Source organism: Enterococcus sp. (assembly GCF_022711995.1).
In the GTDB taxonomy this organism is placed as follows: domain Bacteria; phylum Bacillota; class Bacilli; order Lactobacillales; family Enterococcaceae; genus Enterococcus_D.
Window position 1 is genome coordinate 21,570 of record NZ_JALAHI010000073.1, and the last position, 26,506, is coordinate 48,075.

The window sequence follows — 26,506 nt, forward strand, 5'->3', positions numbered from 1 at the left end:
ACATTTCTTGTCTATTATCGTTAGAAATTGCATTCTGTCAAACCTTTGTTATAATCAAGTCATCAAATTCTCAGAAAAGCAGGGGGACCCATGAACTTACTCGATTATTTAGGCATCCAGATTGAAGAAACAACGGCTGATTGTGTGCGACTATCATTGACTGTCAGTGATCAGCACAAACAGCCTTTCGGTATTCTCCACGGTGGCATCAACGCGGTTTTGATCGAAACAGCTTGCAGTCTTGGCGCCAATCAAGCAGTGGCGAAAGACCAATTTGCCGCCGCTATCGACCTGCAAGTCAATCATTTAAAAGCCGTCTCACAAGGAAAGTTGACGGTAGAAGCCTTGCCTGATCGTATCGGTGGAACGATCCAAACTTGGCAAGCGACGATTAGACAAGCCGACAGTACGAAAACGGCTGTCGGCCGTTGTACATTAACTGCTGTTAGCAAATAAAAAGAAGTACTGGTTGCAGTACTTCTTCTTGATTATCGAGTATTTCTTGATAAACTCTTCAACTTAATTTCAAAACAATGGCGTCTCAATCGTCTCTACGATTTTGGCGCCAGACAGCTCCTCGTAATAACGAACACCATCTGATTCAAAGATACCGATTTTTGTAATGTTCTCCATTGCAGTTCGTGCTTCATCTGCTGTTATCTCTTCATCAAAAACTTTTGGCTGCAATGTGTGTTTTTTGCCCTCACTAGTCAAGAATAGTGCATGAAGCTTCTTCATCTCTGTTTCTCCTCTCGTTATTTTACGTATTCATTCTGGATCGTTTCTACCACACTAGCTAAAGATGCCTGCTTAGAAAATCCCGCTAGCGCCTCCCCAAAAGCAATCATTTTGGCTTCCTCTGGTGCATTCATGACTTGATTGACTGTCTGGCTAACTGGGCTTTCTGCTTCCGGTGTTTGGATTCTGATCGTCAATCGGGTAGTGGTTTTGGTCTTCATCGCTTGTTTCCTCCTCTAGTTGTTTTGTAAGTGGCGCCCTTACATATCTATAAACGAATCAGAAAAGCAAAAGTAAAAATAAATTTACTCAGGCTCTCTCTTTTTTTACAGAAAGAACGGCTTTCGTTATAATGAAACTAAGAAAGTGAGGCTCTGCAATGAAAAAGAATCGTTTGATCCAATTTTTAGGCGGAAAAACAAGTTACTATGTACTAGGATTGATCATCCTCTGTGCGATTGCAGTTTTTTTGCTGAAACAAATTTCGTTTCTATTTGATCCTTTTCTGGTCATTATTTCAACCCTTATCCCCCCATTCTTAGTTGGCTTGATTTTGTATTATCTTTTCAATCCATTGGTTGATCGACTAGAAGCGAAAAAAATTCCCCGAATCGTTTCCATTGGAGGAATCTACTTGCTGATTCTTTTAGTGATCGTTTTGGCTGGTTTTCAACTTTATCCGATCATCCAGAAGCAAACAACCGATTTGATCAATCAGTTCCCAAATCTAATGGGTGATTTTGAGAAAAATGCAGATTCATTCTTGGCGAATACTCCCTTTGGCGCCCAAGTGGATCAGATCACAGAAACTCTGCAAAAAATTGCCAACAACATCATGGATTTCATTGGCGATTATTGGCAAACAGGCGCTGCTGGTCTCAGCAATATTTTTTCGACCATCTCCACACTGTTTATCGCGTTGTTTACCGGACCGATCATCGCGTTTTTCTTACTGAGAAATCCCAACAAGTTTTATTTTTCTCTTCTGTCCATCGTTCCACCCCGGTTTCGTAAAGATTTCAATGCAATCGTAAAAATCGCTGACTTGCAAGTTGGGGCATTTTTAAAGGGGCAGATTATTTCTTCGCTTATTTTAGGCGCCATCTACTGGGTGATTTTCTTACTGATTGGTTTAGAATATGCGAGCATTCTGGCGATTGCTGCCGGTATTTTATGTATCATTCCTTATATCGGGCCATTTATTGTCTTTTTTCCAGGACTCTTCATTGCCGCACAAGACTCCACCGGTATGCTGATCAAGTTTTTGATTGCTTGGTTTGCGGTACAACTGCTGCATGGGGATCTAGTCGTGCCTCGTGTGATGGGGGATCGTTTACAGATCCATCCAATCACGATTCTCGTGGTTTTATTGGTCATGGGAGATTTGATGGGAATCGTCGGCGTAGTTTTCGGAATACCGATTTATTGTCTCTTAAAGGTGTTAGTGGTCTATGGATTCCGTAAATTCAAACAACGATACAATACCTATTACGGCGACGAAGGCAAATATTTTCACAGCGAATTTACCAGCGAAGATTATTTAAAAGAGGATCAGTAAAAAAAGAGAGAACAGCGTTTGAGCCGTTCTCTCTTTCATTTTGTCTTTTCTTTAGTTCTCTACCGTTGGACTATGTTAAGCGTCTTCCTTGCTTGGAGTGGCTACACGCCAGCGCAAGACCGTTTTCGCTTTTTCTGGAGCTGTTTTTCGCGAATCTGACAGATAGATCTCCCGATGCTGATAATGGCCCATCGTGGGAACAATAGATAACTCATGGGCTTCGCAATAGCTTTTCATTTTCGCAAACGTTTCGGTTTCGGTGTCAAAAGAACCGATATGACAAGCTTGCACAGACCAGCCTTCTCGATATTCTTCGAAACGAATCTGTTCCAAAAAACGATTGTCTTTTTTCTTCATGACTTGTGTCAACTGGTGAGCGTATAAATCCGCCGTCACTTGTTTCGGTTGCCGAATCATGATTTTGTAAATCAATTCTTCTTTAGCGATGGGGCCTTGTGGTTTTTCCGGTAATGTCCAAACACCTTCCAAGGGGTATACCGTATACTCGAAAGGCCCATTCCCAAAGGCGCCTTTTTTCAAGCCCATCCGTAAACCATAGGCCATCGCATAAAGGGCACTGATTTGCTCGGAAAATTCAGGACGATTAGGATTACCTTTCCCAGTCAGCGTTAGGAACCGATAATTAGGCACTTCGATCAACTGGGGTTCTTTGGGAAGATAGAATGCTTTTTCTTGCTTACGCCACTCATATTTCATTGTCCAAACTCCTTTTTGTAAAGTGTACCACAAAGAGATTGGTTCATAACTAATCCAACCGGCGATTTTTTGTTGGCTCTTTTTAAAATCAGTTTTTTCGACTCTCAAAGCGGGCTGCAAATCGTTGTTCCAGTCGATGCTGAATTGCTTCGATCCCAATACACAACAACCAGTAAATGATCGCCACTAACACGTACATCGACATATAATCAAACGTCCGGCCGCCAACGATTTTGGCTTTTTGGAAAATATCCGGGATGGTGATCATTGCCGCCAACGAGGTGCCTTTTAACAGGTCCATCGCAACATTGCTCAATGCAGGGACCGAGATGCGAAAGGCCTGAGGCAAAATGATCAGCCGCAATGTTTTAGAAAAACTCAATCCTAGAGCATACGCTGCATCCCATTGTCCGCGATCCACTCCGGCGATCGACCCTCGATAAATTTCTCCAATAAAAGCACTGCTGGTCAAACTAAAACAAATGATTGCCGCAGTCAATGCCGGTAACTGAACCGGAAGCCCGAAATAAAGCAAGAACAACAGCACCAGTGCCGGTACCCCTCGCAAAAAGGAGAGATAGCCTCGAACGATTCCTCTGAGCCATGGATTATCAAGCATTCCCAGAAAAGTCAGTAATAGCCCCAACACATTTCCTATGAGGAAAGAGGCAACAGCAATCCCTAACGTATAGGATAACCCTGTCAGTAAAAAAGGGAGCGATTCCCACATCAGCGGCAAATCAAGTGTTGGAATATACATTACTTCTCAACCTTCTGAATCTCTTTGTCAGAGGGGACAGATACATCTGTTTGGAAATAGTTTTCGGAGATTTCTTTTAATGTACCGTCTGTCTTCATCTCTTTTAAAATACGATTGACTTCGTCATGTAGCGCTTGATTGTCTTTAGCAAAAAGAAAGCCGGTTTCGTTAGGATTAAAATAAACATTCTCCAAGATTTTTACTGGAATATCTGGCAAGGCTGCCACCGACATTTTTTGCAGATAATAATCATTAAGGATCACATCGGTCCGTCCGTTGGCCACATCTGTTAGATATTGATCATTGGTCGCATTATCGTAGGTCACCAGTTTCGCACCATATTCTTCAGCCAGCTTCATGTAACTGGTATTGGGTTCCCCCGCTGCTTTTTTCCCTGCTAAATCTTCTAATGAGGCTATGCCTGAATCATCACTTTTGCGGACGATCATGCTATCAAACGAATATTTGATTGGTTCAGACAGACGAAACTTATCGGCACGGTCGCCGCTCAGCCCAAAATCATTGGCGGCAAAGTCCGCTTCCCCTTTGGTCAAAGAGGCTACTTGCCCGTCCACATTGTATTCTTTGAACTGGATCGAGACCCCCATCCGTTTGGCTACTTCTTTGGCAACATCCACATCATAGCCGACTAATTGATTGTCATCATTGTAATAAGAAGAAGGAAATAACGTGCCTGAAGTAGCCACAGTCAATTCTTTTGCTTCTTGGACACGACTTAAACTATCGTCCTCTGTCTTAGTCTTTCCGCAAGCCCCTAATAACAACGCAAAGGCCCCTAATGCGACGAGAGTTTTCCAACGATTTCTCTTGTTTTTCTTCATCTTGTTCCTCCTAGGAAATCAATCTTTGATTGTTTTTTTGGTAAATGAAATTGTCCTGCTTGCTCAAATAACTCCCCCACTTGGAAAAGCACGTCTTCACGGCCTTTTGAGGCCATAAACTGAATCCCCAATGGCAGGCCTTCCTCACTGATCGCTGTTGGTAGACTGATCGCTGGCTGTCCTGTTAGGTTCGCGAGTTGGGTATAGGGAGTCAGTGCCAAGCTTTTGTCGAACATCAGATAAATCAATTCCTCGGCAGCACTCATTGTTTGTCCTTCGATTGCTTGCAGTTCCCGACGAATCGGATCGCTTTGCAAATCCTCTTCAATCAATGGTGCTGTTTGTGCCGTTGTAGGAGTCAAGAACAGATCATAATCGGCAAACAACGTTTCCATCGTTACTGCCAATTGATCCCAATGCTGTAAGGCATGGATATAGTCTGCAGCTGCTAATTTTTTACCATATTGATACAGTCCCCAAGTCATCAGCTCCATGTCTTTTTGCTCCACTGGTCGTTTCAGCAGTGCCTCGATCTCCACAAACATCGCCGCTGTCTCGCCGCCATTCATGCGATAATAGCTAGACATCATCCTTTGCCCATCCACAGGATAAGGAATTTCGGTGACTTGATGTCCCTGATCTTCCAAAAATACAACCGCTTTCTTAACAGCGGAGACAGCAGTCTGCGAAACGGGGCTGCCCACTGGCGAATCCGTGGTGTAAGCTACCCGTAATGTCCGATTCTGGCTAGGCCCATGGTGTTTCCATTCGATCCTTGGTGCTTGATACGGCGCGGCTGGTTGGGATGTCCGTAATCCATAAAATAAACTCTCCGTGTCTCTCATTGAAAGCGTCAATGCAAAATTGATCGAAGCCCCTTGCCAGCTGCGCCATTCTTGAGGACCTACTGGCATCGCGCCACGGGTTGGTTTTAAACCAATCAGTCCATTGAAAGAAGCTGGAATCCGGATGGAGCCTCCCCCGTCACTGGCCGCAGCCATCGGAAATAAGCCCGCTGCTACAACTGCCGCTGCACCCCCGCTGGATCCCCCTGCCGAATAGGCTGGCTGCCATGGGTTGCGAGTTGGCCCATACAATACTGGATCAGTGACATTTTTGAAACCAAATTCTGGGGCATTGGTCTGCCCGAGGGGAATCAATCCCAACTGTTCCAACCCATTGACAAATGAACTTGTCTCTTCTGCTTTTGCATTCGCAAACAATGCAGCTGCCGAAGTAGTCGGCCAGCCGGCTTTGCTCTGACCTAAAATTTTCAGTGGTATTGGTTGTCCACCGAATAAAGCCGTTTTTGCTTGCGGATTTTGTTCAAATTGCTGGATAGCTGCTTGCCGATCAAACGAAACCAGTGCATTCAACGTTGGATCAATCTGCTGAAGGTTGGCTTCAATCTGCGCGGTCAATTCTGAAAAACTGATTTTTCCCAGCGCTAACTGCTCTGCCCAATAGGTTGCATCCTGCATAAATCTCCCACCTTTCATCATAACAATTATAAAATCTGTACCAAATCTAAAAAAAGCTTTTTAATTAACAACTAATATATCAAAAAGGGAAGTAAAACTCAACACAAATACAACAGAATAACAGACTGTATTATTCACTGGCGTTCTTTTTATGGGAGCGATTCCTATTTTCTAGCTTACTGGTTTTACCTCATACGAATTCAGCGCTGTCACAGCAGACAAAAAAGCGCAAAAAAACTGTGACATCCGTCAGAGAACAGTCTGCTCGCAAGCAGAAAAAGGTAACTTTCTCCCCTTTTCCTACTTGGATCATTCAATACTGACAGATGCCACAGGATGCTGATGTGTTAAATTAAATGATTTTCTTCAAGAATCTCACCGATATAGGTATCTTTTGTCTTCTTCACAAATCCTTCCACCAATTTACGTTCAATAAATGGCAATTCCATCTCCGTCAGTTTCTTTTTGTCGGATAGATAGTAAATCGCATTTGCCAAAGTCCGTAGATCATAGGCAGAAGCAAAGACTTCTGGGACCCCTCGTTCGATGTCTAATAATTGATAGACAGCTTCCATCGCCGTGCGCACAGAATATTCAGTCGTAAAGACAGTATCCCGTTGCGTTTCAGCAAAGTTGCCAATGAAAGCAAGGTTACGGGAGCCATTTGGTATCACGAGTGGACGATCCCCAGGTTCTCGCAACATAAAGTAAGAGGTGATGAAAGGCATATAGACAGGAATCGCTGAACAAGATTCGCTGGAGATTCGTTGAATTTCATCTTCTGGAACCCCTAAATGATACAACAATTCTTGAACGATTTCTTGTCCGGAACAGTGTTCGATCGGTTTTTTGATATAATTCCCTGGCGTATTAGACAATAGTCCATAAACCCAAGTAACTGTTTGCTGATCGCCTTGCTCTTTGAAATGAGGTTGACGATGGGTCGCAAAACTCATCATCCAATTGGAATCTTTGATAGTGACGATCCCACCGGTCACTACTCTTCCTGTCCGTAATTTTCGTTTGGTCAAACGAGAAATGTAAGGTTCGATATCAAAGTTTTGCCATGTGACTGTCGCCGATACAAACCAGCTTTCTGCAGGTAAATTGTCATAGAAAACTTCGGGACGACCAAACTCAGGGGATTGTGCTGCCAAGTTTTTCCAAAGATTCCAACTGCCGCCCAACTCATGGGTAATAGGTGCTGGTGTATGGTGATCCCCTTCTGTTGAGCTTTCCGTAATCGAACCATTGGTCACAAAGACCAAATCATCGGGGGATAAAGTAATTTCTTGCGCCTTGCCATTTTTCATCAGTGTCATACTTTGCGCGATTTTCTCTCCCTCGGTCATCTTCACGTCAATATTCATGACTTTGGTTTCGTATTGGAAATCAACACCTTGTGCATCCAAATAAGCCAATAATGGTTTCACTAACGATTCATATTGATTGTAACGAGTAAATTTCAATGCTGTGAAATCAGGCAATCCATCGATATGGTGAATGAATCTTAAAACATATCTTCGCATTTCGATGGCAGAATGCCATTTTTCAAAAGCAAACATCGTACACCAATACAGCCAAAAGTTAGATTCAAAAAATTCATCTCCGAAAACATCCTCGATCCGTTTGCCAACCAGCTGATCTTCTGAAGTCATAAATAGTTGGACCAACTCTTTTTGGGCTGCTGCTGATAAAGTAAATTCTCCATCATCTGCTGCTCGTTGGCCACGATCATGAATGATCCGGCAATTGGATGAGTTTGGATCGTCATGATCCAACCAATAAAATTCATCTAAGACGGAGGCATCTTCCACTTCCAATGATGGAATCGAACGGAATAAATCCCATAAACATTCAAAATGATTTTCCATTTCACGGCCGCCTCGAGTAACAAAGCCATCATGAGGAATAAATTTGCCGTCGAGTGAGCCGCCTGAAAGAGACAATTCCTCTAGCACATGGATTTTCTTTCCTTCCATGTGTCCGTCACGAATCAAAAAGACTGCTGCTGCTAATCCAGCTAATCCGCCACCAACAATATAGGCCTGTTTCTTTTCGACATCTTTCGGTTTTCTGCTTCTTGCAAAAGCTTCATAATTTCCGTTTGTATATCTCATATGATCCCCTCCTAATATTGGTACGAATCCATGGTAGCAGTATCTTCTATTTGTGACAAAAATAACAACCGCCATTTTTTGCCGTTTTGGACAAATCATCTTGTTTGTCCAAAAAATCTGCCCCCTCCGCACCTCTCGTCTCACATGGAAAGGCTTTAAAAATTCTTGCAACAGGGCAGCAGAGTAACGATTCAACGAATCCAGCTTCTTGCGTGTCTTGCCGCAACTTCAACTTCCGTAAGCTCGTTTTTTTCTCTTGTCACACTAGTGATGGATCGTTTTGGGTTAGTGCCGCCAAGTGAAAATCAAAGAGCGGTAGATGGACTCGTGGAACGCGCAAAATGCCGCTTTGTTTTTCATCAGTCAGCTACGGCCAATCTGCATGCGTTCCGATGTATCGATTTTCAACAAACTGCAAATCAATGGCGCTACTTCCAGTTGATTCATCTTTTCGATTCCACAGTCTGGCGGAAAAATATCTGAAAAAATGTACAGCGGTACTTCCCGTTGGGCTGCGGTACTCCCACCATGCAAGCCATATTCATCCATCCCATGGCTGGCAGTCACCAGCACCTGATAACCTGCAGCTAACCAATCCTGCAGATAGACACCGATCAATTGATCGGCTTGGCTAACTGACTGCCGATATTCTTTTGAATTAGATGTGTACCGATGCCCTGTTTCAGCGATATTCCTTGCTTGAATCAGCAACAAATGCGGCTGGTAGGTACGCAATAAAAAATGACCATCAGCAAACACATGAGAATCCGGATACTGATTGTCATTGTAAAAGATCCCATGCTGAATCCCCTTTTGCGGATCATGCTGGATGCGGTCTCTTTTCATTTCATACGGGGCTTGATTAAATAATTCGCTTTGCCAATAATGGGCAGCGGCTGCCGTTATGCCACCTGCGGTTTTAACCAGATCAAAAAGCGAGCGTTCTTTAGAAAGTCGGATATCTGCGTTAGCCAAAATACCATTTCGGTAACTGGGGACTCCCGTAGCCAGCACTTCATCCAATGCCCGTGAACTGCTAGGCATCTCCGCAAGAACTTTGATCAATTGGGCTTGCTTGTAATCCACATAATGGTTCAAAACACCCATTTGTTCCATCGCTATATCGTAGCGACAGCCATCCAAAACCAGCAAAAGCAGCTTCTCAGTCATCTGTGTTTTAGCTGGCATACTCCCCCTCCACTGCTTCTTTCCTCTTCCACCCTCGACTTCGTTTGACTAATCTCTACCGCACCAATCGCCATTTTTCTGATTGGCAACTCTAATTGTTCGTGGTTCATGCTCTCACCTCACTAATTCATTATCTCCATCCTATCAAGTGGTCGTTAACATCTAGTAAGCGTTCTGAAAATTTCCTGTTAAGTTGGTAAATTTTTCCCCAGTCCTTAATGCTAGGCGAGTAAGAAAAGTATCAAAAAAAGCATCCTTCCGATGCCTTGTCTCAAAAAAATATTCACTTTTGAACGCATGGATCTTCCTAGCGATTGTCCTTCCAGCAAAGATAGTTGACTTGCCTGTTTTCAACATTATTGACGAAAATTAGGTATTTTTGTTATCTTTTATTGATTATATAATGAAATACTTACTTTTTTTCATTAAATTTGGAAACGTTCCCTTGATTTATACCCGTGCTTTCTATAAAATAAAAGCGAATAGAAACCAAAAAAAGGCACCCCATCCCTTAGCGGCAACTAAGGAATAGGGCCTTGATTTGTCAGCTGTAACTGACCATCAAGTTTGCCATAGTCAATGCAGTACATCAACGTGTTTATTGTACCCAATTTTTGGGGTGATTTCTACCTCTTTTTAGGTAAATCAGCACGCTTGGTCTGCTTATTTCGCTATGACAAAGGTATTGGGCAGGATCGTCCGATACCTCTTTTTATATATCCTTTTTTAAATTTGGGCGCTTAGCGAACAGATGTAAGTTGGCCCGCTCGATCCTGCCCCCTTTTTCCGGCGACGTTTCCTGATTATCTTCCAAGGGGGAGTGAGGATAGTCAGCGTGAACGTCGCTATCCAGACAAAGGTTGCCTCGGTTTCTATTCCATAAAAAAACAATCGATCATTTGACCGATTGTTTTTTTGTCCCGCAGAAATTATTTGTATTTTTCCTCTAATTGACTCATCCAAGCCCCTAGCCAGTACCCTAAAGCAAACAGAATCACACCGATGACTGCTGTCAGCCAAGTAAATCCACTATAATCGGCAACTGGCGGCAACACGATCAGCACCGTTGATGCCGTCACGATCCCTAAAATAAAATGATAGACTTTTGAATGAAAGTGTTCCAAGAGCCATTCCATCAATTTTGAGAACAGCAGCATCACCAGTAATCCGCCAATTGCAATCGGCAAGAAAACACCTAAAATATCGAAGCTTTTGAAGCCTTTGAGCATAGGATCATAGAGACCTAAAACCAGCAGTAAATTGGAAGGACTTAAACCAGGTACCAATACACCTAGCGCAATCAATCCACCTGCTACAACAAACCCTAAGAAGTTTGCTGGGATCGTTCCTAAAATGTCTCCCATGAAGTACAAAAATAAAAAGCCGATGATCATCGTACCAAAGAACCAAAGGATATCCCCCGTGGTCCGTTTGCTTTTAAGGGTTGATTCTTTTGCCAATGCAGGCAATGTACCAATGATTGCGCCGGCAAATCCCCATAAGACGATGATTTGATAATTTTGGAGCAACCATTCTAACGGTTTTGATAGAAGGCCGATCCCCACGATCCCACCGATTCCTACCGGTAAGAAAAAGAGCAGATTCTCTTTAAAGTTTTTCGTTAAATGGGCCATGAAGCGCAACATACGCTCATAAATACCCAGAATAGCGGCGAGAACCCCTCCAGATACCCCTGGCAGGATAAATCCTAACGCGATAACGACTCCTTTTAAAAAACGTGATAATATACTTTCTGTTTTTTGTTCCATCCTTGTCTCCTTAATCTTTCACAGTAAAAGCTATTTTTCATTGCATCATTTATTACTATACTGGAAGGGGTGAAAATTGAAAAGAGATTTCCATCTTAGACGGTCTTTTTTCTTGGCTTCTGGACCAAGCTCTTCCGCCAGAACCCATGGTTCTCATATCTTTCAAGATCAAAAGGATCAGCGGTTTTTCACAGCGGTTTTTCCATCAAATAATCCGTCTGCTCATCGTCTCCCATAAAGAAAGAGTGACTGCCTACTCGCTGAAAGCCCATCTTATGATAAAAAGCCAAGGCATTCTCATTGTGTTCCCAAACCCCTAACCACAGGGACGTCTTTTGCTTTGATCTAGCAACTTCCTCTGCATAGGTCAGTAATTGCTGCCCATAACCACGGCGTTTGTACTCACTGCGAATATAGATACGCTCGATTTCAAGACCCTCTGGGGCAATTGTTTCTGTTTGAGCGGTCCCCCAATTAAGTTTGAGATACCCTGCAACAGCCTCTTCATTTAAAAAGAAAAAAGCAGACTGAGGATTGTTCAGTTCTTTTGCTAATTTTTCTGGTTGATAGGCAGCATCTAAATAAGCCCGCATGTTTGCTTCCGTATTAAAAGGCGCAAATGTGTCCTGGTAGGTTTCAATACTAATGGCTCTCAATGTCGCAAGATCAACCGGTGTACATTGGATTATTTCCATGATAAACACTTCCTTCGCTACTTTTCGTTTCGTTCTATTGTGGCATAATTCATAGCCAAAGACAACAAAAAATCCTTCGTCAGCAGCACCTAGTCAACGGTCACTAGGCCCCTGCATAACGAAGGATTTGTTCTGAAAAGATCGGCTTATAACCACGAGCCGGAAAATTGATGGATCACCATTGTAGAAGGATCCTCCTCAACTTCGCCAGTGATATAGCTTTTTGGTGAGAAAGTCATTTGTGGAAAAATTTCCACGCCTTTCACCGTTTGACGTTGATTGTTCAGCTGTAGACCATATTCCTGAAGCAATTCGGTGACTCGAATCACATTGGTCACCACGTCTTCCGTTTTTTCTGCACGCACAAATTCACGATCATCATAGTCATGATACCATTCCTCCATGAACGGATGGTGAGGCACAGCACCAATGATGCCAGTGGAAATTTTTGTTTCAATTTCAAATCCCATAAATGCCTCATAATTTAATAGGTCATCTAACGGTTTCACTACTTCGACATCGGTGTCCATATAAATACCACCCTCTGTCACTAACGCATACAGGCGAACAACATCTGAAACAAAGGCCCATTCTTCCTGCTCATAGGCTTCTTGCAAGTATGAACCAAATTTTGAAAGATCGATCGTTGATTCATCCCAGCGTTTGATTTCATAGTCAGGGCAAAATTTACGCCAAGTTTCGATATACTTCTCTTCGCTTTCCCCTAATTCATTGCCTCCGAACCAACAATAATGAATGATTTTTGGAATCATTTTACCCGCTCCTTTTTTATGACGTTAATTTAAGTGTACAGGGTTCGCTTCACTTTTCAAAATCATATACATTCTATGAATGAAAAAAAAGTAATCCGCCTATCTCACCGCCAGCCTTCCCTAGAGGAAAGACAAGTGCCAAACAAAAAAATCCGCGGTCCCTGCTACCTTTTACACTTCTAGTTGTAGGCAGCAGGGTTCGGATTTTTTAGTCAAGTTTTTTACATAAAATGATTGTCCCGTAGTTTTGCTTGGCGAATATCTGCAACCGTTTGGGTTCCTGCTAGCTGCATCACCATTTCTAATTCTTTTTTGAAGAAATCGAATACTTGTTGAACGCCAGTTGCACCACCTAAAGCCAATCCATAAATCACTGGGCGGCCAATTGCCACCAGATCAGCACCAGAAGCGATTGCTTTAAAGACATGCTGTCCACGGCGCACACCACTGTCAAAGACGATAGGAACCCTGCCAGCAACAGCCTCTGCCACGATCTGTAAGGAATCAAACGCAGCAGGTCCACCATCTAATTGACGCCCGCCATGATTGGAGACCCAGATGCCTTTGGCTCCGGCATCTAACGCTCGTGCCACATCTTCTTCTGACTGAACACCTTTGACATACACCGGTAATTCAGATTCTTTGGCAATGAATGCCACATCTTGAGGGCTTAGTTTTTGCTTGGAGGAGCCGTAAACAGCATCCATTGTTTGACCGATTCCTGACTGATATGCTTGTACGATTGGCATAGCTAACGGAAAAGTAAAGCCGTTCCGGCGATCCGTTTCACGATTGCCGCCAACTGTTGCATCCGCCGTCAAAACAATGGCTTTGGCTCCGTTGCGTTTTGCCATCGCCAAAATATCCCGATTGATTCCATTGTCTTTACTCATATAAAATTGGAACCATTGAGGTGCTTGTTCTCCACCAGCTGCTCGAATTTCTTCCAATGTGCAAGACGCATAAGAACTCGCTATATAGATCGTGCCAAACCGTGCCACGCCTTTTGCCGATGCTTTCTCGCCACTGACATTGGCTAAGCCATGAGCGGCTACAGGAGCCATGATGATTGGGGCATTCAATGTATCCCCGAAAAAAGTCGTCCTAGTGTCAGGTAATTCAATGTCTTTGAGGACATGAGGAATGATCAACTTATGGTTGAATGCGCGTTCATTTTCTCGATAAGTAAATGTATCCCCCGCGCCACTGGCAATATAACCGTAACCCCCTTTTGGAATCACTTCTTTTGCCGCTTCTTCTAAATCTCGCATATTGATAAAATCAACTGCGCCTTCTGCTGTACTTGCTTGATAAATTTTTTCCATGCCTATCCCTGCTCTCCAATAAGATAACGTTTACAATATTATGGTACGCTTGTTTACCACTCGAGGCAACTGATTCGCTCTAGGGATAGTGCTCTCCAGTATTTTCTTTCGCTTTGAAGAACGTTCGCTGGGCCTTTGATCCAAAAAAATTCACAAAAGAAAGCCTTTCCTTCAACCCTTTCCGGATTTTTTTCACTAACCTATCCGTCTTATGGTATAATATGTCTCGTTTGTAACGTTTAAGAGAATCACTCATGAAAGGATGGCATTTTTGCGCTTATTAGGATTAAAGTTTGGTTTGCGAAATTTAAAAACGGGCATCAGCGTTTTTATTTGTATTCTCCTCAGTTTTCTATTACAACGGGAGACTTATGTCGTTTCCACAATCACCGCAGTCTTTACACTGCGAGAAGACCACGGAACGACTGTCAAGTATGGCAGACATCGAATTGCCGGAAATACCTTTGGGGCATTGGCATCGATCGTCTGTATCGGGCTCTTCAAATTTTTTGGCTACACACAATTTGTTCAACTCCTATCGATCCCTTTGGTCATCATGGTGATGATCGCTTTATTAGTAAAGTTCGATTACCATGAAGGCACAGTCGGCGCCTGCGCCACCCTTTTGACGATTTTATTTATGGTTCCACAAACGGAATCCTATCTTTACGCCTTTAATCGCGTGATCGATAGTTTCATTGGTATGGCCGTCGCAATCGTCGTCAATCGATGCTTACCCGCATCAGCCAAAATAGCAGAAGAATAAGATAAAAAAACGTGCCTAGAGTAATTTCTCGGCACGTTTTTGCTTTGGTGACCGGCTAGCCATTCCACCTCACTACCAAAACAATTTTCCTAATGGGACAAAGCATAAGCTAAAAAGATTCCTCCACAAGATCAAACCTATCAGACCTAGCAGACAGTTCCATGTCTGTCCTTTTTCAGCCTTGATCTATAGTCACTCAGCAACTAAACAATTCAAATAAAAAAACCGGCTAGACTTTCGCCTCACTGGTTTTGATTAGCTTTTTAGTTAGTTGTTAATCAACGTGAGGAAAGCAAAAAAAAACGGATCACTTCAAGTAATTTTCTCGTTCTTAATTTCTAACTTTTTCTGCTAGTCTGCGTTCATTTAATATGAAGCCAATGATGCCTACCGCTATTGCTGCAACAGAAATAATGCCATCATAAAGGGTTAGATCATGGAGCCTGAGGATGGGTGCTACTAATGCAACGAGGCTAAATAAAAATATGCGTTCACTCTTGTAAGAAGTTGGTTCATAGGTCATGCTTGACCAGGTTATAGTAATGATATGGTGATGTAAGAGATATCGCCACAAAATTATCACAGCCAGAATCATTAGTACTATCCCGATTACTGCAGCTATTCCATAATACTTCATTTGTTGTATTAGAGAGGATATGATTAGCAAAAGGACAAACAATCCAATCACCCCCGCACGTCGTTTCTTCTGATTCCTATTCATCATTGAACAACTCCCATTCAAAATTTTGACATAAATTAAGAAACTTTCCAAGAAACTGAGCGAAATACGACACAGCAATTTAGTGTTCGTCTTTCACTGAGCCTGGTTGCCAATTTTCTTTTATCATTAGTTCTCCTTGAAAAAAATTATCTAACCGCGAGGTTCTCCGTCACTTGTTGGATAATCCTACTAAATAATCGTTTCATTGACGCCCTCATTTATTAAAGAAACTACTTAATTAAAAGCTCACTTATATGCACCAGTGAGACAACCATGCTGTAGAATGTGTCCATTCATAGCATGTAACAAATCCGCTTTTTTACTCTTTGGTTTAAGATCAAGACGACGATCCAGCGCATAGACATGATAGTGATATTTATGCGTCGCTCCAAAAGGTGGTTTTGGCCCTCTATACCTATGCCGTCCATAGCCAATTCCTTGAACAGCACCTCCAAAATCACTTAGGATTTCTCCATGTGGTATGCCTTCCGGTATTTCTTGTGTCACAGGTAGATTCCAAATCGTCCAATGGTTATACACCTTAAAAATGGGATGATTGATGTCATCCATGATCACCGCAAGTGTTTTCGCTTTATCAGACACTTCCGACAAAAAAAGTTTCGGCGAAATATCCTTGCCGTGCCCAGTATATTCAATCGGTATTTTTCCGCCATCCACAAAAACACTTGTTACGATCAACGTATTTTTTACAGCCATCATACTATCCTCCTAAAAAAGACCTGGTACTAGCTTTTGGTTCTCAAAACGAAGAAAATCGGCTTACATATTATTAGTTTATCATTTCAGTAATAAAAAGCAACGATCGACAGAATAGGAACAATGAGGACCCACTAAAGAGAGCGTGAATAAGTGACAGCTGCTACCAGAAATGAAAAAAGAGTTACTCTATTTCATCGCTTGTGCGTAGGCCAGTGACAGACACCTCAGCCACGACCAAAGGAAACTTTGCTCGCCAACAAAAAACTAGGAATGGTGTGGAGTACCAGCAAACCACGCTTCTTATTTGTATGATGAGCTATTTTAGTAAGAATTCCCTTATTAAAGGATAACCCTCGCCCCTATACGATTCCCATAACTGCCCGAGTCATTTTATGGTATCGTTGCTTTTAAAAATCATTATTTTCAAACTAAAAAAAGCTGAACCCTTATCTATCAAGGGTTCAGCCATCATTTCTTTATTCAGATTCTTCTTCAGCCATGAATGTATTGAAGACTTCTTCAATCATATCCCATTCAGCTTCTGTTTCGATTTGCTCTAATTCGCCTTCTGTACCGTCTTCGTTTTCAACGTAGGCATAGGCTTGCAATTCGACATCTTCTTCTTCTGGTACACCAGCTGGATAAAGCAACACGTAATTGCGTCCAAATTCTTCTTGTCCATCTACTGTCAAAAGAATTTCGTATAATGTTTCGTTGCCTTGATCATCGATCAATGTAATGTGTTCGTGACCTTCATGGTCATGATTGTGATCATGGTTATGATCATGCGTATGTTCTGACATATTTTTTCCTCTTTTCTGTAAACTAAAACAGTTGTTTTCCAGCACCATCTAAATAATTTTGTAAAATCATTACGGCTGCTAATTTGTCAATGACTTTCTTTCGTTTGGCTCGCGATGTGTTGGCTTGTTCCACCAGCATCCGTTCTGCTTGAACAGTTGTCAAACGTTCATCTTGGTAATCGACAGGTAAGCCAAATCGTTCTTCGATTGCCTTGCCATAGGCATAAGAAGCTTCTGCTCTCGGACCAATCGTATTGTTCATATTCTTGGGTAATCCGACCACAAAGCGATTGACTTCATACTCCTTGACTAATTCGCCAAGACGGTCATAACCGAAGTCATTTTCATCTTCATTGATGCGGATAATCTCGATCCCTTGCGCTGTCCATCCCATAGGGTCACTAACAGCTACCCCTACTGTTCGTGAACCAACATCTAAACCCATGACTCTCATTATAGGTTGATCCCGTGATTTCCTAAGTAATAACGAATCAAAACTTCTAAAATCTCATCTCGTTCATGACGACGAATCAAATTCCGGGCATCCCGATAACGAGGAATGTAAGCCGGGTCGCCAGAAAGGAGATAACCGACGATTTGATTGATTGGATTGTATCCTTTTTCTTCTAATGCACGATACACAATAGCTAATGTTTCACTGATTTCTTTCTTACGGCTATCATCAAAATCAAACCGAACTGTTTCATCTGTAAAACCCATTTCACGACACCTCTCTTTGTGTTGTTTTTTAGCACATTATACGTCTCTATTGTACTCGACGTTTTGCAAAACTACAAACATCTGCGCTAGCTTATCTTTATTATAACAAAGCTTTATGATATTTTTGTGAACTTTTTCAAAAAAAGCAATATTTCTCTCATTTTGCTAGAATGACCGGTAAACATATTGATTAGCCGGTGCCTCGATGGTTTGTTCTTGGTCTACAACTACCATGGGCAGATCTCGTTTAAAAGGTTGATAGTATTGTGACTGAATCGTTCCTTCAATATGCAGCCATTGATCATTCTCGGTCACTGTTTGTTCGGGCAACTCGACGCGTAATCCGAAAACGCCGGAGTCAGCTACACAATGGATGATGCCAAAGCGAAACAAAAAGATTTCATTGCGATCATCTTGTTCTGCGTGATAAACAAAGCCATCATAGCTGATTTTCTTCCCGATAAATTCGCTTGGGTACGTGTAGATCAATTCCATGACTTCCAGATAATTCTCATCAGTGACAGCAATCGTCTGCATATCAGCATATTTGGCTAAAGAAGTCGTCATTTGTTCATTGTAATCTTTTTTATTGTAATAGAGACTCGTATCCGGTTTAAGGTATTGGGTATTCATCTCAGGGTCGCCGACAGATTCTTCACTCAAAGGAAAATTGAATCCCTTCGCTTCGACGATAGTCGTATCCAAACTGACCGTCGGGAAAAACAGGCCAACAATGATTGGTAATGCTAATAAGAAATACGCAATGATGCGCTGAGATTTTTTTTCAAGTCCGTGGTGATGCGCATCTTCATGTTCATCAGGGGTTTGTTTCACCCAGAAATACAGCTGAACCAATGCTAAAAATAGTGAGGCAATCATTGAAAGAATCGCTAGATAACGGTAATGGACATTGATGAACTGATTCAGCTTACCGGATACTTGCAAATACATCATTAGCTCAAAATAGCCAGATAAAATCAAAAAACGGATCATTCTTTACACCACCCATGCATAAATTGAGACCACCACAGCAATCAGACCGACCATCGTGGCAATAAATCGACCGGTAAAATAGCGTTTCATCATCAATAGGTTTTTGATATCCACCATTGGACCAAAGACTAAAAAGCCCACGACTGGACCAGCTCCGAATAAGCTAAGCAGTGAAGATCCGATAAATGCATCGGCTTCAGAACACAAAGACATCGTCAATGCCAAAACGAGCATCACCAGCACGGCCAAAAATTTTGTAGAACCTAATGTCAACATCATTCCCGTTGGCAGATACGTCTGCATCGCTGCTGCAATCAATCCGCCAATAATCAAATATCTGCCAGTATCAAAGAATTCATCGATACTGTGTTGCAATAAATGCCGCATTTGGTGCGTCCACTTTCTTTCCTTCGCTTCTGAATCATGGGTATGAACATGGGCATGATCATGGTGATGTCCTTGATGGTGCTCCGTTGAAGCTGTGCTCAACTGCTTTTTCAAAATTTCCTGCTTACTGAAATAAGCCAACCAGATACCTACCACCATTGCCACTAGTAAACTGCCCAGCACTCGTAAGACAGCGAATTTTGCCGAATTGCCAAAAGCAATGAATGTCGAAAAAATCACAATAGGATTGACAATTGGTGCAGTCAGCATAAAGGCAAAAGCTGTGTGGACGGGAACATCTTTTTTGACGAATTGATTGACGATTGGCACGATCCCGCATTCACAAGACGGAAAAAAAACCCCTAGTCCGCACCCCATCGCAATCGAAGCCAATTTATTCTTTGGCAGGATTTTCGTGACTCGTTCCGGTGTCAGAAAAACTTGCAATGCGCCAGAAATCAAGCAGCCTAGCAAGACAAAAGGCAGTGCTTCAATGACGATGGAGAGAAAGATCACACTCATCTGCAAAACAGAATTTGGTAAGCCTTGTAACATAGATTCAACCTTCTTTATCAAAAAATAATTTCGCTGGAACTACTATACGTTTTTTTGCTTCAATGCACAATGTTTTTTACGGTCTTTGTTGGCACCTTAAAGCTTCTTTAGCTTTTGTCCTTTTAATGATGGTGACCATTTCTTTGACAAAGTGCCCCGCCAGAACGTACATTAGAGGTATTATCTGCGGGGAGGGATCAACATGATACAAATGAATACATTAGATGAACTGCTGACGAAGATAAACGAAGTCCCATTGGCACTTGTGTATCTCTCACAACCTGCTTGCAGTGTGTGCCTAGCTGATAAGCCTCGTATCGAAAAGTTAGCCTTCGAGCAGCACGTGCCTCTTTATGCCATCGATGTCGTTGCTGTTCCAGAAGCAGCTGGACAGTTTGCCGCATTGACGGCTCCAGTCGTCCTTTTATATGTTGAAGGAAAGGAACGGCATCGTGAAGCCCGCATCATCGACTTCAAAAAATTGGCGACAGTGACTGCTGGCTACACCGCTGCCTTCAGCAAGTTGGAGACACCTTCTTATGAAGACCTCTTTGATCAGCTGACACAATAAAAACACTGTCGCTCCCCCGCTCTCGCAGTTGCGAAAGCGAAGTGGAGCGACAGTGTTTATAGCTTTTTATTCTGAATCAGCAGTTTCCTGATGTTCCGACTCATCTGTCGTTAAGACATTGCCAGAATGCAAGAAATAAATCAGTGTTTGCAACTCATTCGTCAAATCAACGTTCTGGATCAAGACGCCTTTTGGTGCAGTGATTCGTGCAGGTGTAAAGTTCAAGATGCCTTTGATTCCAGCCTTCACAAGCTCATTGACCAAGTCTTGCGAATATTGTGCAGGAACCGTTAAAATGGCAACATCGATCTGTTGAATCTTGACTTGTTCTTTCATATCGCTCATTGGATAGACCGGAACACCGTCTACGATTCTACCTACAATATCTTCATTTACGTCAAAGGCAGCACTGATCCGAATGCTGTTGCTTTGATGAAATTTATATTTTAGCAACGCGCTACCTAAATTACCAACACCTACTAGCGCGACATTAGTCATATGGTCTTCATTCAATGTTTTAGCAAAAAACTGCATTAAGCTTTCAACATCGTATCCATAGCCACGTTTTCCCAATTCCCCAAAATAAGAGAAGTCGCGACGAATCGTTGCGCTATCCACTTGGACAGCTTCACTTAGTTCAGTTGATGAAACCTTCAACTTGCCAGCGTTGTGTAAGATGCGTAAATAGCGGTAATACAAAGGCAGACGTTTCGCTGTTGCCTTTGGAATTTGATGATCTTTCAAGAAAAACTCCCCCATTGTGAAAAATTCACGTGTGATGTAGCTATCATATCAAATAGTTTGCTCAAAAATCAATTTGATTGCTCACAATTTGAAATTTTTTTTATTTAATGATACAATCATCCTTTTTTCATAATCGCTGTTTATCACAAAATATGATAGACTGATAGTATTGCAACCAAGGAGACAAGTGACTTCAAGAATAGGAATGAATACGTATGATACTATTACAAGCAAATCAAATCGCCAGACTGTTTGGCGCTGAAGTTTTATTTGAGAATATTCACCTCGAGATTGCCAGCCATTCGCGGATTGCGCTTGTGGGACGAAATGGTGCGGGAAAATCGACGCTGTTAAAAATCATTGCCGGGATTGAAAGCCCGGATAAAGGAACGATTGCCAAAAATAAAGCGGCGACTCTTGGCTATCTAGCCCAAGATACTGGCTTAAACAGTACAGCCACTGTCTGGGAAGAAATGTTGACTGCTTTTGCTGAGATTCGTCAGATGGAAGAGCGAATGCGGACCGTTGAAATTGCCATTTCAGAAACCGAACCCTCTGCTGCTTATGAAGCGCTATTGAAAGAGTACGATCAATTACAGCATGAATTTGCAGACAAAAATGGCTATGGGTATGAAAATGAGATTCGCTCGGTACTTCACGGCTTTAAGTTCGATGCAACGTTTTATGAACAATCCATCGAGACATTGTCCGGTGGTCAAAAAACACGTTTGGCACTCGCAAAAATGTTGCTGCAAAAGCCGGATATTTTGATTTTGGATGAACCGACGAACCATCTGGACATTGATACATTATCTTGGTTAGAAGGCTACCTTCAAAGCTATTCCGGTGCCCTTTTGATTGTTTCTCATGACCGCTATTTCTTAGACAAAGTCGTCAATGAGGTCTATGAACTAAGTCGGCGGAAAATGCATCATTACAAAGGCAATTACAGCCGGTATCTTGTGTTGAAAGCCGAGCAGCTGCAAAGTGAATGGAAAGCTTTTGAGAAACAACAAGAAGAGATCAGCAAGTTAGAAGATTTTGTCGCTCGGAATCTTGTGCGTGCTTCGACCACTAAACGCGCACAAAGCCGACGAAAGCAATTAGAAAAAATGGAGCGGATCGATCGGCCTCAAGGAGATGAAAAATCTGCAAACTTCCTTTTCTCTATCAATAAACCTTCGGGTAATGTTGTACTGCAAGTAGAAGATGCCGCCATTGGTTATCAAGAAACGGTTTTGTCCGAACCAATCGACTTGGATGTCCGCCGGAAAGATGCCATTGCATTGGTGGGACCAAACGGGATTGGCAAATCAACCCTGCTGAAGTCGCTGATCCACAAAATCCCTTTGATTCGGGGAGATGTACAGTTAGGTGCCAATGTCTCGATTGGGTACTATGATCAAACCCAATCCGACCTTCATTCCACTAAAACGATCTTGAAAGAGTTATGGGATGAACATCCGACTACGCCAGAAGTAGAGATTCGTACGATTTTAGGCAGTTTCCTGTTTTCTGGGGAAGATGTCGAAAAGCCCATCACATTGCTCAGTGGTGGCGAAAAAGCGCGGGTCGCTTTAGCAAAACTGGCGATGGATCATGACAATTTCCTGATTTTGGACGAACCGACCAACCACTTGGATATCGACAGCAAAGAAGTGCTGGAAAATGCCTTGATCGATTATGAAGGCACATTGCTCTTTGTATCTCATGACCGCTACTTTATCAATCGAATCGCGACCAAAGTGATCGAGTTGTCTGAATCTGGCAGCAAATTATACTTAGGGGATTATGATTATTACCTGGAGAAGAAATTGGAAGAAACCGAATTAGCCGCCTTACAGGAAACGGTGGTTCAGGAAAAAGCAATTTCACAAGGCAAACAGTCTTTCTTCCAAAGCAAAGAACAACAAAAAGCCCTGCGTTCGTTGCAGCGAAAAGTCACTCAAATTGAGGAAGACATGGCAAAAATCGAAGCAGAGCTGGAGGAAATTGAACAGGCGATGACACAGCCTGATGTGTTAAACGATCATGTTCGTTTATCTGCGCTGAATCAAGCAATGGAAACAGCCCATGCCACCCAAGAACAACTAATGGAAGCGTGGGAAAACGCCAGTCTGGAACTGGAAGAACTAGAAACAAGTGACACGAATCAGTCTACAGGCGGATGACAATCTTCTTTCCCTTTGCTTTACTTGAAGTAAGACTTTTCGTTACTTTAGAAGGAAAGCTATGAAAAAAAATGGGAATCCAAACAGGCGAAATCTTTTGCTTGTTTTGGTGGGGCTGGGTATGCTCTTTGTTGCATTTGTTCGTCTTTCTTTGTTCAGTTACTCTAGTCACAGCTACAGCTCCGATGAATATGTTGTTGAAGATTATGACATGATGGAAGCGGCTTATGACCAATCTGATTTTAATGATGAAGTAAATGATTCCTTACTGGATGTTGGGATTCAAACACCTCTTTATCTGCAAACCAATGAAGAATGGGCAGATTTTTCCTATGGCTCAGATGGTACGCAAACTTTACGCGATAACGGCTGCGCCCTGCTCTCTCTTTCTATGGTACTCGCTTATTTGCGAGAGGATGACGTTTCGCCGCTGGAAGTTCTGGATTGGGCACAAGATAGCTATTATGTCGCTGAGCAAGGAACCGATTGGCGGATTTTCTCCGATTTTGGTGATGCATTTGGCTATACGTACCATGATTTAGGTACGGACACGAATCAAGTAGCGACTTATCTCCGTTTTGGACATCCCGTGATCGTTTCGGTGACCAGTGGTGATTTTACTGATACTGGTCATGTGATGGTATTGGCTGGTATGCAAGATGACAATATTGTCGTTTTAGATCCAAACGACACACCGGAAAAGAGCCATTATCGCACGCCCTATTCACTGGAAGAAATTGCCAATCAAAGTTTACATTTTTGGACCTTTACAAACGATGGCAGCAGCTTATAAATAACAAACGGCCGACAGATGATCAAAAGACAAATGCAGGATTCTGCTTCTTTTGCCCATTCGTCGGTCGTTTTTTATGAGGAATCTTGGAAAAGAAGTAGCTGTTTCTTGTGCAACGGTTGCGATCATCTTCCAAGAATCGACGCTTTCCACTTACAATGGTTCCGCTTTCCTTTATAATGGAAGAAAGGAAGGTGTGAAACATATGAAAATCGGTATCCCAAAAGAAATCAAGAACAATGAGAACCGCGTGGCATTACCGCCGGCTGGCGTCTACGAATTGGTACAAGAAGGACATGAGGTCTTGGTTGAAACAAGTGCCGGTATCGGCTCGACGTTTGCAGATGAAGCCTATCGGGAAGTGGGCGCAACGATCGTTTCCACTGCTGCAGATGCCTGGGGAGCGGACATGGTAATGAAAGTCAAAGAGCCGCTCCCCGAAGAATATCCCTATTTACGTCCTGGACTACTTTTGTTTACTTACCTGCATGTGGCTGCCAATCCAGATTTGGCAAAGGTGCTAATGTCTTCCAAAGTACGAGCGATTGCTTATGAAAATGTCCAGCTAGCTAATGGCGCATTGCCATTATTATCACCGATGAGTGAGATTGCCGGCCGGATGGCTGTTCAAATCGGTGCACAATTTTTAGAAAAAGTTTACGGTGGCAAAGGGATTCTCCTATCCGGTGTACCAGGTGTTCGCAAAGGGCAAGTCACGATTATTGGTGGTGGGGTTGCGGGAACCAATGCCGCAGCAATGGCCTTGGGACTTGGCGCACAAGTGACGATTCTCGATGTATCTATCCCCCGCTTGCAAGAATTGGACCAGCTATTTGGGGGACAAGTTCAAACACTCTTCTCTAATCGGTTCAACATTGAAGCAGCCATCCGACAAGCTGATTTAGTCATTGGTGCCGTCCTGCTGCCAGGCAAAAAAGCGCCGAACTTAGTCAGCCGTGAGATGGTCAAAGCAATGGCAGAAAAATCCGTGATCGTGGACATCGCTATTGACCAAGGAGGAATTTTTGAAACGGAAGATCGCGTCACCACCCATGATGATCCCACCTATATCCAAGAAGAAGTGATCCATTATGCAGTGGCAAATATGCCTGGTGCAGTACCTCAGACCGCTACATTAGCATTGAGTATCGCCACATTGCCTTACGCCAAACAATTAGCCGCGGATCCGGAAAAAGCATTACGGACCAATGCTGCTTTGGCCCGTGGTGTTATCGCATTTGACGGTCACTTCACGTTGAAGGAAGCTGCACAAGATCTGGCGATCGATGCCATTGAACTCTCAGAACTGATTTAGTTTCAGCAAAAAGCCCATCTCAAGAAATGCCTATTCTGTCAGGGATCACTCTTCCTCTGGCAGCGGCTATTTTTTGAGATGGGCTTTTTATCATGAGAATTTCCTTTTTTCGCTAGTACATAACAGCGATCTATGCTATATTCATACATAAAAAATTCAGCGTACCCTGGGTATGCGAGGAGGAATGACGTGTTAACAAAAAGCCAAATCCAAGCCTTTCCTAAAGTAGAATTGCACTGCCATTTGGATGGATCGATTCGCCCAGAAACATTACTTAAGATTGCCAATCAGCAGAACCTGCCTATCCCTCAAGAGCTGTCGATTCTTGAAGAACGGATGCAAGCCCCCCAAGACTGTTCCGATCTTAATGAATATTTGGAACGCTTTGATTTTGTTCTCCCTTACTTGCAAAGTGAATTTGCTTTAGAAGCAGCCGCCTTTGATGTCATGGAACAAGCCTTTGAAGATGGCGTCGCGTATATCGAAATCCGCTTTGCTCCTAGTCAGTCAATGGAACAGGGGCTTTCCTGTCCGCAAACGATTCAAGCAGTAGCCAGAGGGATCGCTCGTGCGGAGTCCATCTATCCGATAAAAGGGAATCTTTTGATCATCGGGATGCGTCAGGAATCCGTTGCTGCAATCTCCCAAATTTTTTCGGAGTCTATTTCTGAAGAGAAAGTCGTGGGTATCGATTTGGCTGGTCCAGAAGAAGACGACTATGTCGCCAAATTAGCCCCGACTTACCAACTTTTCGTAGAGGAACAGGTGCAGTTAACCCTACACGCCGGGGAATGCGGCTGTATCCGTAATGTTTACCAAGCAATCGAAAGTGGCGCAAAACGTATTGGTCACGGCATCATTTTGAAAGGGGATAAGAAAGCTCAAGAATTTGTATCCCACAATCGAATCTGCATTGAAGGATGTCCTACTAGCAATGTGCATACCAAAGCCATCACGGACTATCACCAATATCCTTTCAGAGAGTGGCTGACTGCAGGCGTTCCTTTTTGCTTAAACACAGATAACCGCACCGTTTCTAAAACAACATTGACTGATGAATACTTGCACATGACCCGTCACTGCCAAATGTCAGAAAGCGAACTGCGCTTATTGAATGAGACCGCCGCCCGCCACTCCTTTGCCAGTGAAAAAGTAAAAGAAACATTATTAGATAAAATTGGCAACTGGAAAATCCAGTAACCCAATGAGTGAAGGGTACCATTGATGGACCAAAAAAGCCGTCGCAAAAGCTCACACATATGAAAGAGAACGCTAGTACAT

The 26,506-nt window shown here is 42.8% G+C and carries 27 protein-coding genes; 8 read left to right on the plus strand and 19 right to left on the minus strand.

The features are described from left to right. The first annotated feature begins 90 nt into the window (after positions 1-90). Positions 91-456 (plus strand): PaaI family thioesterase, encoded by a 366-nt coding sequence (locus tag Q0A12_RS07010; RefSeq protein ID WP_291291946.1) that lies wholly within the window; start codon positions 91-93, stop codon positions 454-456. 69 nt (positions 457-525) lie between these two features. On the opposite strand, the gene Q0A12_RS07015 is transcribed toward Q0A12_RS07010, so the two are convergent. Further along, complete coding sequence (locus Q0A12_RS07015; protein WP_291291947.1) at positions 526-738, minus strand: DUF2922 domain-containing protein; 213 nt, start codon at positions 736-738, stop codon at positions 526-528. A gap of 17 nt (positions 739-755) precedes the next feature. Continuing rightward, positions 756-959 (minus strand): hypothetical protein, encoded by a 204-nt coding sequence (locus Q0A12_RS07020; RefSeq protein WP_291291948.1) that lies wholly within the window; start codon positions 957-959, stop codon positions 756-758. A 158-nt stretch (positions 960-1,117) separates the two neighbouring features. Here Q0A12_RS07020 and Q0A12_RS07025 point away from each other — a divergent pair, with 158 nt between their 5' ends. Then, positions 1,118-2,296, plus strand: a complete 1,179-nt coding sequence (locus tag Q0A12_RS07025; RefSeq protein WP_291291949.1) for an AI-2E family transporter — start codon at positions 1,118-1,120, stop codon at positions 2,294-2,296. Positions 2,297-2,371: 75 nt separating this feature from the next. Here the strand turns inward: Q0A12_RS07025 and Q0A12_RS07030 are convergent, their stop codons facing one another. The 10 genes from Q0A12_RS07030 to Q0A12_RS07075 form a co-directional block, all read right to left on the minus strand. Continuing rightward, positions 2,372-3,013: a GyrI-like domain-containing protein gene (locus Q0A12_RS07030; protein WP_291291950.1), complete on the minus strand. Its 642-nt coding sequence runs from the start codon at positions 3,011-3,013 to the stop codon at positions 2,372-2,374. An 88-nt stretch (positions 3,014-3,101) separates the two neighbouring features. Then, positions 3,102-3,773, minus strand: a complete 672-nt coding sequence (locus Q0A12_RS07035; protein ID WP_291291951.1) for an amino acid ABC transporter permease — start codon at positions 3,771-3,773, stop codon at positions 3,102-3,104. Beyond that, a complete protein-coding gene (locus tag Q0A12_RS07040; RefSeq protein WP_291291952.1) occupies positions 3,773-4,615 on the minus strand; it encodes a transporter substrate-binding domain-containing protein in 843 nt (280 codons plus the stop codon). Before Q0A12_RS07040 ends, Q0A12_RS07035 begins: the two co-directional genes overlap by 1 nt. Next, a complete protein-coding gene (locus Q0A12_RS07045) occupies positions 4,612-6,096 on the minus strand; it encodes an amidase (protein ID WP_291291953.1) in 1,485 nt (494 codons plus the stop codon). Before Q0A12_RS07045 ends, Q0A12_RS07040 begins: the two co-directional genes overlap by 4 nt. A 347-nt stretch (positions 6,097-6,443) precedes the next feature. Further along, a complete protein-coding gene (locus tag Q0A12_RS07050; protein WP_291291954.1) occupies positions 6,444-8,216 on the minus strand; it encodes an oleate hydratase in 1,773 nt (590 codons plus the stop codon). Between the two features lie 363 nt (positions 8,217-8,579). Beyond that, positions 8,580-9,404 (minus strand): alkaline phosphatase family protein, encoded by an 825-nt coding sequence (locus Q0A12_RS07055; protein WP_291291955.1) that lies wholly within the window; start codon positions 9,402-9,404, stop codon positions 8,580-8,582. Between the two features lie 929 nt (positions 9,405-10,333). Further along, positions 10,334-11,173 (minus strand): DUF368 domain-containing protein, encoded by an 840-nt coding sequence (locus Q0A12_RS07060; protein ID WP_291291956.1) that lies wholly within the window; start codon positions 11,171-11,173, stop codon positions 10,334-10,336. A gap of 188 nt (positions 11,174-11,361) precedes the next feature. Further along, on the minus strand, positions 11,362-11,868 hold the full coding sequence (locus tag Q0A12_RS07065; protein ID WP_291291957.1) for a GNAT family N-acetyltransferase: 507 nt from the start codon (positions 11,866-11,868) through the stop codon (positions 11,362-11,364). A 146-nt stretch (positions 11,869-12,014) separates the two neighbouring features. Then, on the minus strand, positions 12,015-12,641 hold the full coding sequence (locus tag Q0A12_RS07070; protein WP_291291958.1) for a glycosyltransferase: 627 nt from the start codon (positions 12,639-12,641) through the stop codon (positions 12,015-12,017). 221 nt (positions 12,642-12,862) lie between these two features. After that, positions 12,863-13,966, minus strand: a complete 1,104-nt coding sequence (locus Q0A12_RS07075) for an alpha-hydroxy-acid oxidizing protein (protein WP_291291959.1) — start codon at positions 13,964-13,966, stop codon at positions 12,863-12,865. Positions 13,967-14,237: 271 nt separating this feature from the next. On the opposite strand from Q0A12_RS07075, the gene Q0A12_RS07080 reads away from it, so the two are divergent. Next, positions 14,238-14,732 carry an aromatic acid exporter family protein gene (locus Q0A12_RS07080; protein ID WP_366030993.1) on the plus strand — a complete coding sequence of 165 codons (495 nt, stop codon included), beginning with the start codon at positions 14,238-14,240 and terminating at the stop codon, positions 14,730-14,732. 967 nt (positions 14,733-15,699) lie between these two features. Here the strand turns inward: Q0A12_RS07080 and Q0A12_RS07085 are convergent. From Q0A12_RS07085 to Q0A12_RS07110, 6 genes are all read right to left on the minus strand, one after another. Then, positions 15,700-16,170 carry a YbhB/YbcL family Raf kinase inhibitor-like protein gene (locus Q0A12_RS07085; RefSeq protein ID WP_291291961.1) on the minus strand — a complete coding sequence of 157 codons (471 nt, stop codon included), beginning with the start codon at positions 16,168-16,170 and terminating at the stop codon, positions 15,700-15,702. Positions 16,171-16,649: 479 nt separating this feature from the next. Further along, positions 16,650-16,976 carry a DUF1292 domain-containing protein gene (locus tag Q0A12_RS07090; protein WP_291291962.1) on the minus strand — a complete coding sequence of 109 codons (327 nt, stop codon included), beginning with the start codon at positions 16,974-16,976 and terminating at the stop codon, positions 16,650-16,652. 22 nt (positions 16,977-16,998) lie between these two features. Next, entirely contained in the window at positions 16,999-17,430 is a 432-nt protein-coding gene (gene ruvX, locus Q0A12_RS07095; RefSeq protein WP_291291963.1) for a Holliday junction resolvase RuvX, read from the minus strand. Then, positions 17,430-17,696, minus strand: a complete 267-nt coding sequence (locus Q0A12_RS07100) for an IreB family regulatory phosphoprotein (protein WP_003127496.1) — start codon at positions 17,694-17,696, stop codon at positions 17,430-17,432. The genes ruvX and Q0A12_RS07100 overlap by 1 nt, the downstream gene beginning before the upstream one ends. A gap of 165 nt (positions 17,697-17,861) precedes the next feature. Beyond that, positions 17,862-18,689 carry a TIGR03943 family protein gene (locus tag Q0A12_RS07105; protein ID WP_291291964.1) on the minus strand — a complete coding sequence of 276 codons (828 nt, stop codon included), beginning with the start codon at positions 18,687-18,689 and terminating at the stop codon, positions 17,862-17,864. A gap of 3 nt (positions 18,690-18,692) precedes the next feature. After that, positions 18,693-19,631, minus strand: coding sequence for a permease (locus tag Q0A12_RS07110; RefSeq protein WP_291291965.1), 939 nt, complete (start codon positions 19,629-19,631; stop codon positions 18,693-18,695). Between the two features lie 202 nt (positions 19,632-19,833). Here Q0A12_RS07110 and Q0A12_RS07115 point away from each other — a divergent pair, with 202 nt between their 5' ends. Next, positions 19,834-20,202 carry a thioredoxin family protein gene (locus Q0A12_RS07115; RefSeq protein WP_291291966.1) on the plus strand — a complete coding sequence of 123 codons (369 nt, stop codon included), beginning with the start codon at positions 19,834-19,836 and terminating at the stop codon, positions 20,200-20,202. 66 nt (positions 20,203-20,268) lie between these two features. Here Q0A12_RS07115 and Q0A12_RS07120 read toward each other — a convergent pair whose 3' ends face one another. Then, entirely contained in the window at positions 20,269-20,946 is a 678-nt protein-coding gene (locus Q0A12_RS07120; RefSeq protein WP_291291967.1) for a redox-sensing transcriptional repressor Rex, read from the minus strand. Positions 20,947-21,161: 215 nt separating this feature from the next. Here Q0A12_RS07120 and Q0A12_RS07125 point away from each other — a divergent pair, with 215 nt between their 5' ends. From Q0A12_RS07125 to add, 4 genes are all read left to right on the plus strand, one after another. Further along, entirely contained in the window at positions 21,162-23,117 is a 1,956-nt protein-coding gene (locus tag Q0A12_RS07125) for an ABC-F family ATP-binding cassette domain-containing protein (protein ID WP_291291968.1), read from the plus strand. Between the two features lie 61 nt (positions 23,118-23,178). Further along, positions 23,179-23,910, plus strand: coding sequence for a C39 family peptidase (locus Q0A12_RS07130; protein WP_291291969.1), 732 nt, complete (start codon positions 23,179-23,181; stop codon positions 23,908-23,910). A 205-nt stretch (positions 23,911-24,115) separates the two neighbouring features. Continuing rightward, on the plus strand, positions 24,116-25,225 hold the full coding sequence (ald, locus tag Q0A12_RS07135; RefSeq protein ID WP_291291981.1) for an alanine dehydrogenase: 1,110 nt from the start codon (positions 24,116-24,118) through the stop codon (positions 25,223-25,225). A gap of 189 nt (positions 25,226-25,414) precedes the next feature. Then, positions 25,415-26,425 carry an adenosine deaminase gene (add, locus tag Q0A12_RS07140; RefSeq protein ID WP_291291970.1) on the plus strand — a complete coding sequence of 337 codons (1,011 nt, stop codon included), beginning with the start codon at positions 25,415-25,417 and terminating at the stop codon, positions 26,423-26,425. Positions 26,426-26,506 lie beyond the last annotated feature (81 nt).

Coding starts and splice junctions, on each gene's coding strand:
- Q0A12_RS07010 (WP_291291946.1), top strand. CDS start 91: ATGAACTTACTCGATTATTTAGGCATCCAGATTGAAGAAACAACGGCT.
- Q0A12_RS07015 (WP_291291947.1), bottom strand. CDS start 738: ATGAAGAAGCTTCATGCACTATTCTTGACTAGTGAGGGCAAAAAACAC.
- Q0A12_RS07020 (WP_291291948.1), bottom strand. CDS start 959: ATGAAGACCAAAACCACTACCCGATTGACGATCAGAATCCAAACACCG.
- Q0A12_RS07025 (WP_291291949.1), top strand. CDS start 1,118: ATGAAAAAGAATCGTTTGATCCAATTTTTAGGCGGAAAAACAAGTTAC.
- Q0A12_RS07030 (WP_291291950.1), bottom strand. CDS start 3,013: ATGAAATATGAGTGGCGTAAGCAAGAAAAAGCATTCTATCTTCCCAAA.
- Q0A12_RS07035 (WP_291291951.1), bottom strand. CDS start 3,773: ATGTATATTCCAACACTTGATTTGCCGCTGATGTGGGAATCGCTCCCT.
- Q0A12_RS07040 (WP_291291952.1), bottom strand. CDS start 4,615: ATGAAGAAAAACAAGAGAAATCGTTGGAAAACTCTCGTCGCATTAGGG.
- Q0A12_RS07045 (WP_291291953.1), bottom strand. CDS start 6,096: ATGCAGGATGCAACCTATTGGGCAGAGCAGTTAGCGCTGGGAAAAATC.
- Q0A12_RS07050 (WP_291291954.1), bottom strand. CDS start 8,216: ATGAGATATACAAACGGAAATTATGAAGCTTTTGCAAGAAGCAGAAAA.
- Q0A12_RS07055 (WP_291291955.1), bottom strand. CDS start 9,404: ATGCCAGCTAAAACACAGATGACTGAGAAGCTGCTTTTGCTGGTTTTG.
- Q0A12_RS07060 (WP_291291956.1), bottom strand. CDS start 11,173: ATGGAACAAAAAACAGAAAGTATATTATCACGTTTTTTAAAAGGAGTC.
- Q0A12_RS07065 (WP_291291957.1), bottom strand. CDS start 11,868: ATGGAAATAATCCAATGTACACCGGTTGATCTTGCGACATTGAGAGCC.
- Q0A12_RS07070 (WP_291291958.1), bottom strand. CDS start 12,641: ATGATTCCAAAAATCATTCATTATTGTTGGTTCGGAGGCAATGAATTA.
- Q0A12_RS07075 (WP_291291959.1), bottom strand. CDS start 13,966: ATGGAAAAAATTTATCAAGCAAGTACAGCAGAAGGCGCAGTTGATTTT.
- Q0A12_RS07085 (WP_291291961.1), bottom strand. CDS start 16,170: ATGGCTGTAAAAAATACGTTGATCGTAACAAGTGTTTTTGTGGATGGC.
- Q0A12_RS07090 (WP_291291962.1), bottom strand. CDS start 16,976: ATGTCAGAACATACGCATGATCATAACCATGATCACAATCATGACCAT.
- ruvX (WP_291291963.1), bottom strand. CDS start 17,430: ATGAGAGTCATGGGTTTAGATGTTGGTTCACGAACAGTAGGGGTAGCT.
- Q0A12_RS07100 (WP_003127496.1), bottom strand. CDS start 17,696: ATGGGTTTTACAGATGAAACAGTTCGGTTTGATTTTGATGATAGCCGT.
- Q0A12_RS07105 (WP_291291964.1), bottom strand. CDS start 18,689: ATGATCCGTTTTTTGATTTTATCTGGCTATTTTGAGCTAATGATGTAT.
- Q0A12_RS07110 (WP_291291965.1), bottom strand. CDS start 19,631: ATGTTACAAGGCTTACCAAATTCTGTTTTGCAGATGAGTGTGATCTTT.
- Q0A12_RS07115 (WP_291291966.1), top strand. CDS start 19,834: ATGATACAAATGAATACATTAGATGAACTGCTGACGAAGATAAACGAA.
- Q0A12_RS07125 (WP_291291968.1), top strand. CDS start 21,162: ATGATACTATTACAAGCAAATCAAATCGCCAGACTGTTTGGCGCTGAA.
- Q0A12_RS07130 (WP_291291969.1), top strand. CDS start 23,179: ATGAAAAAAAATGGGAATCCAAACAGGCGAAATCTTTTGCTTGTTTTG.
- ald (WP_291291981.1), top strand. CDS start 24,116: ATGAAAATCGGTATCCCAAAAGAAATCAAGAACAATGAGAACCGCGTG.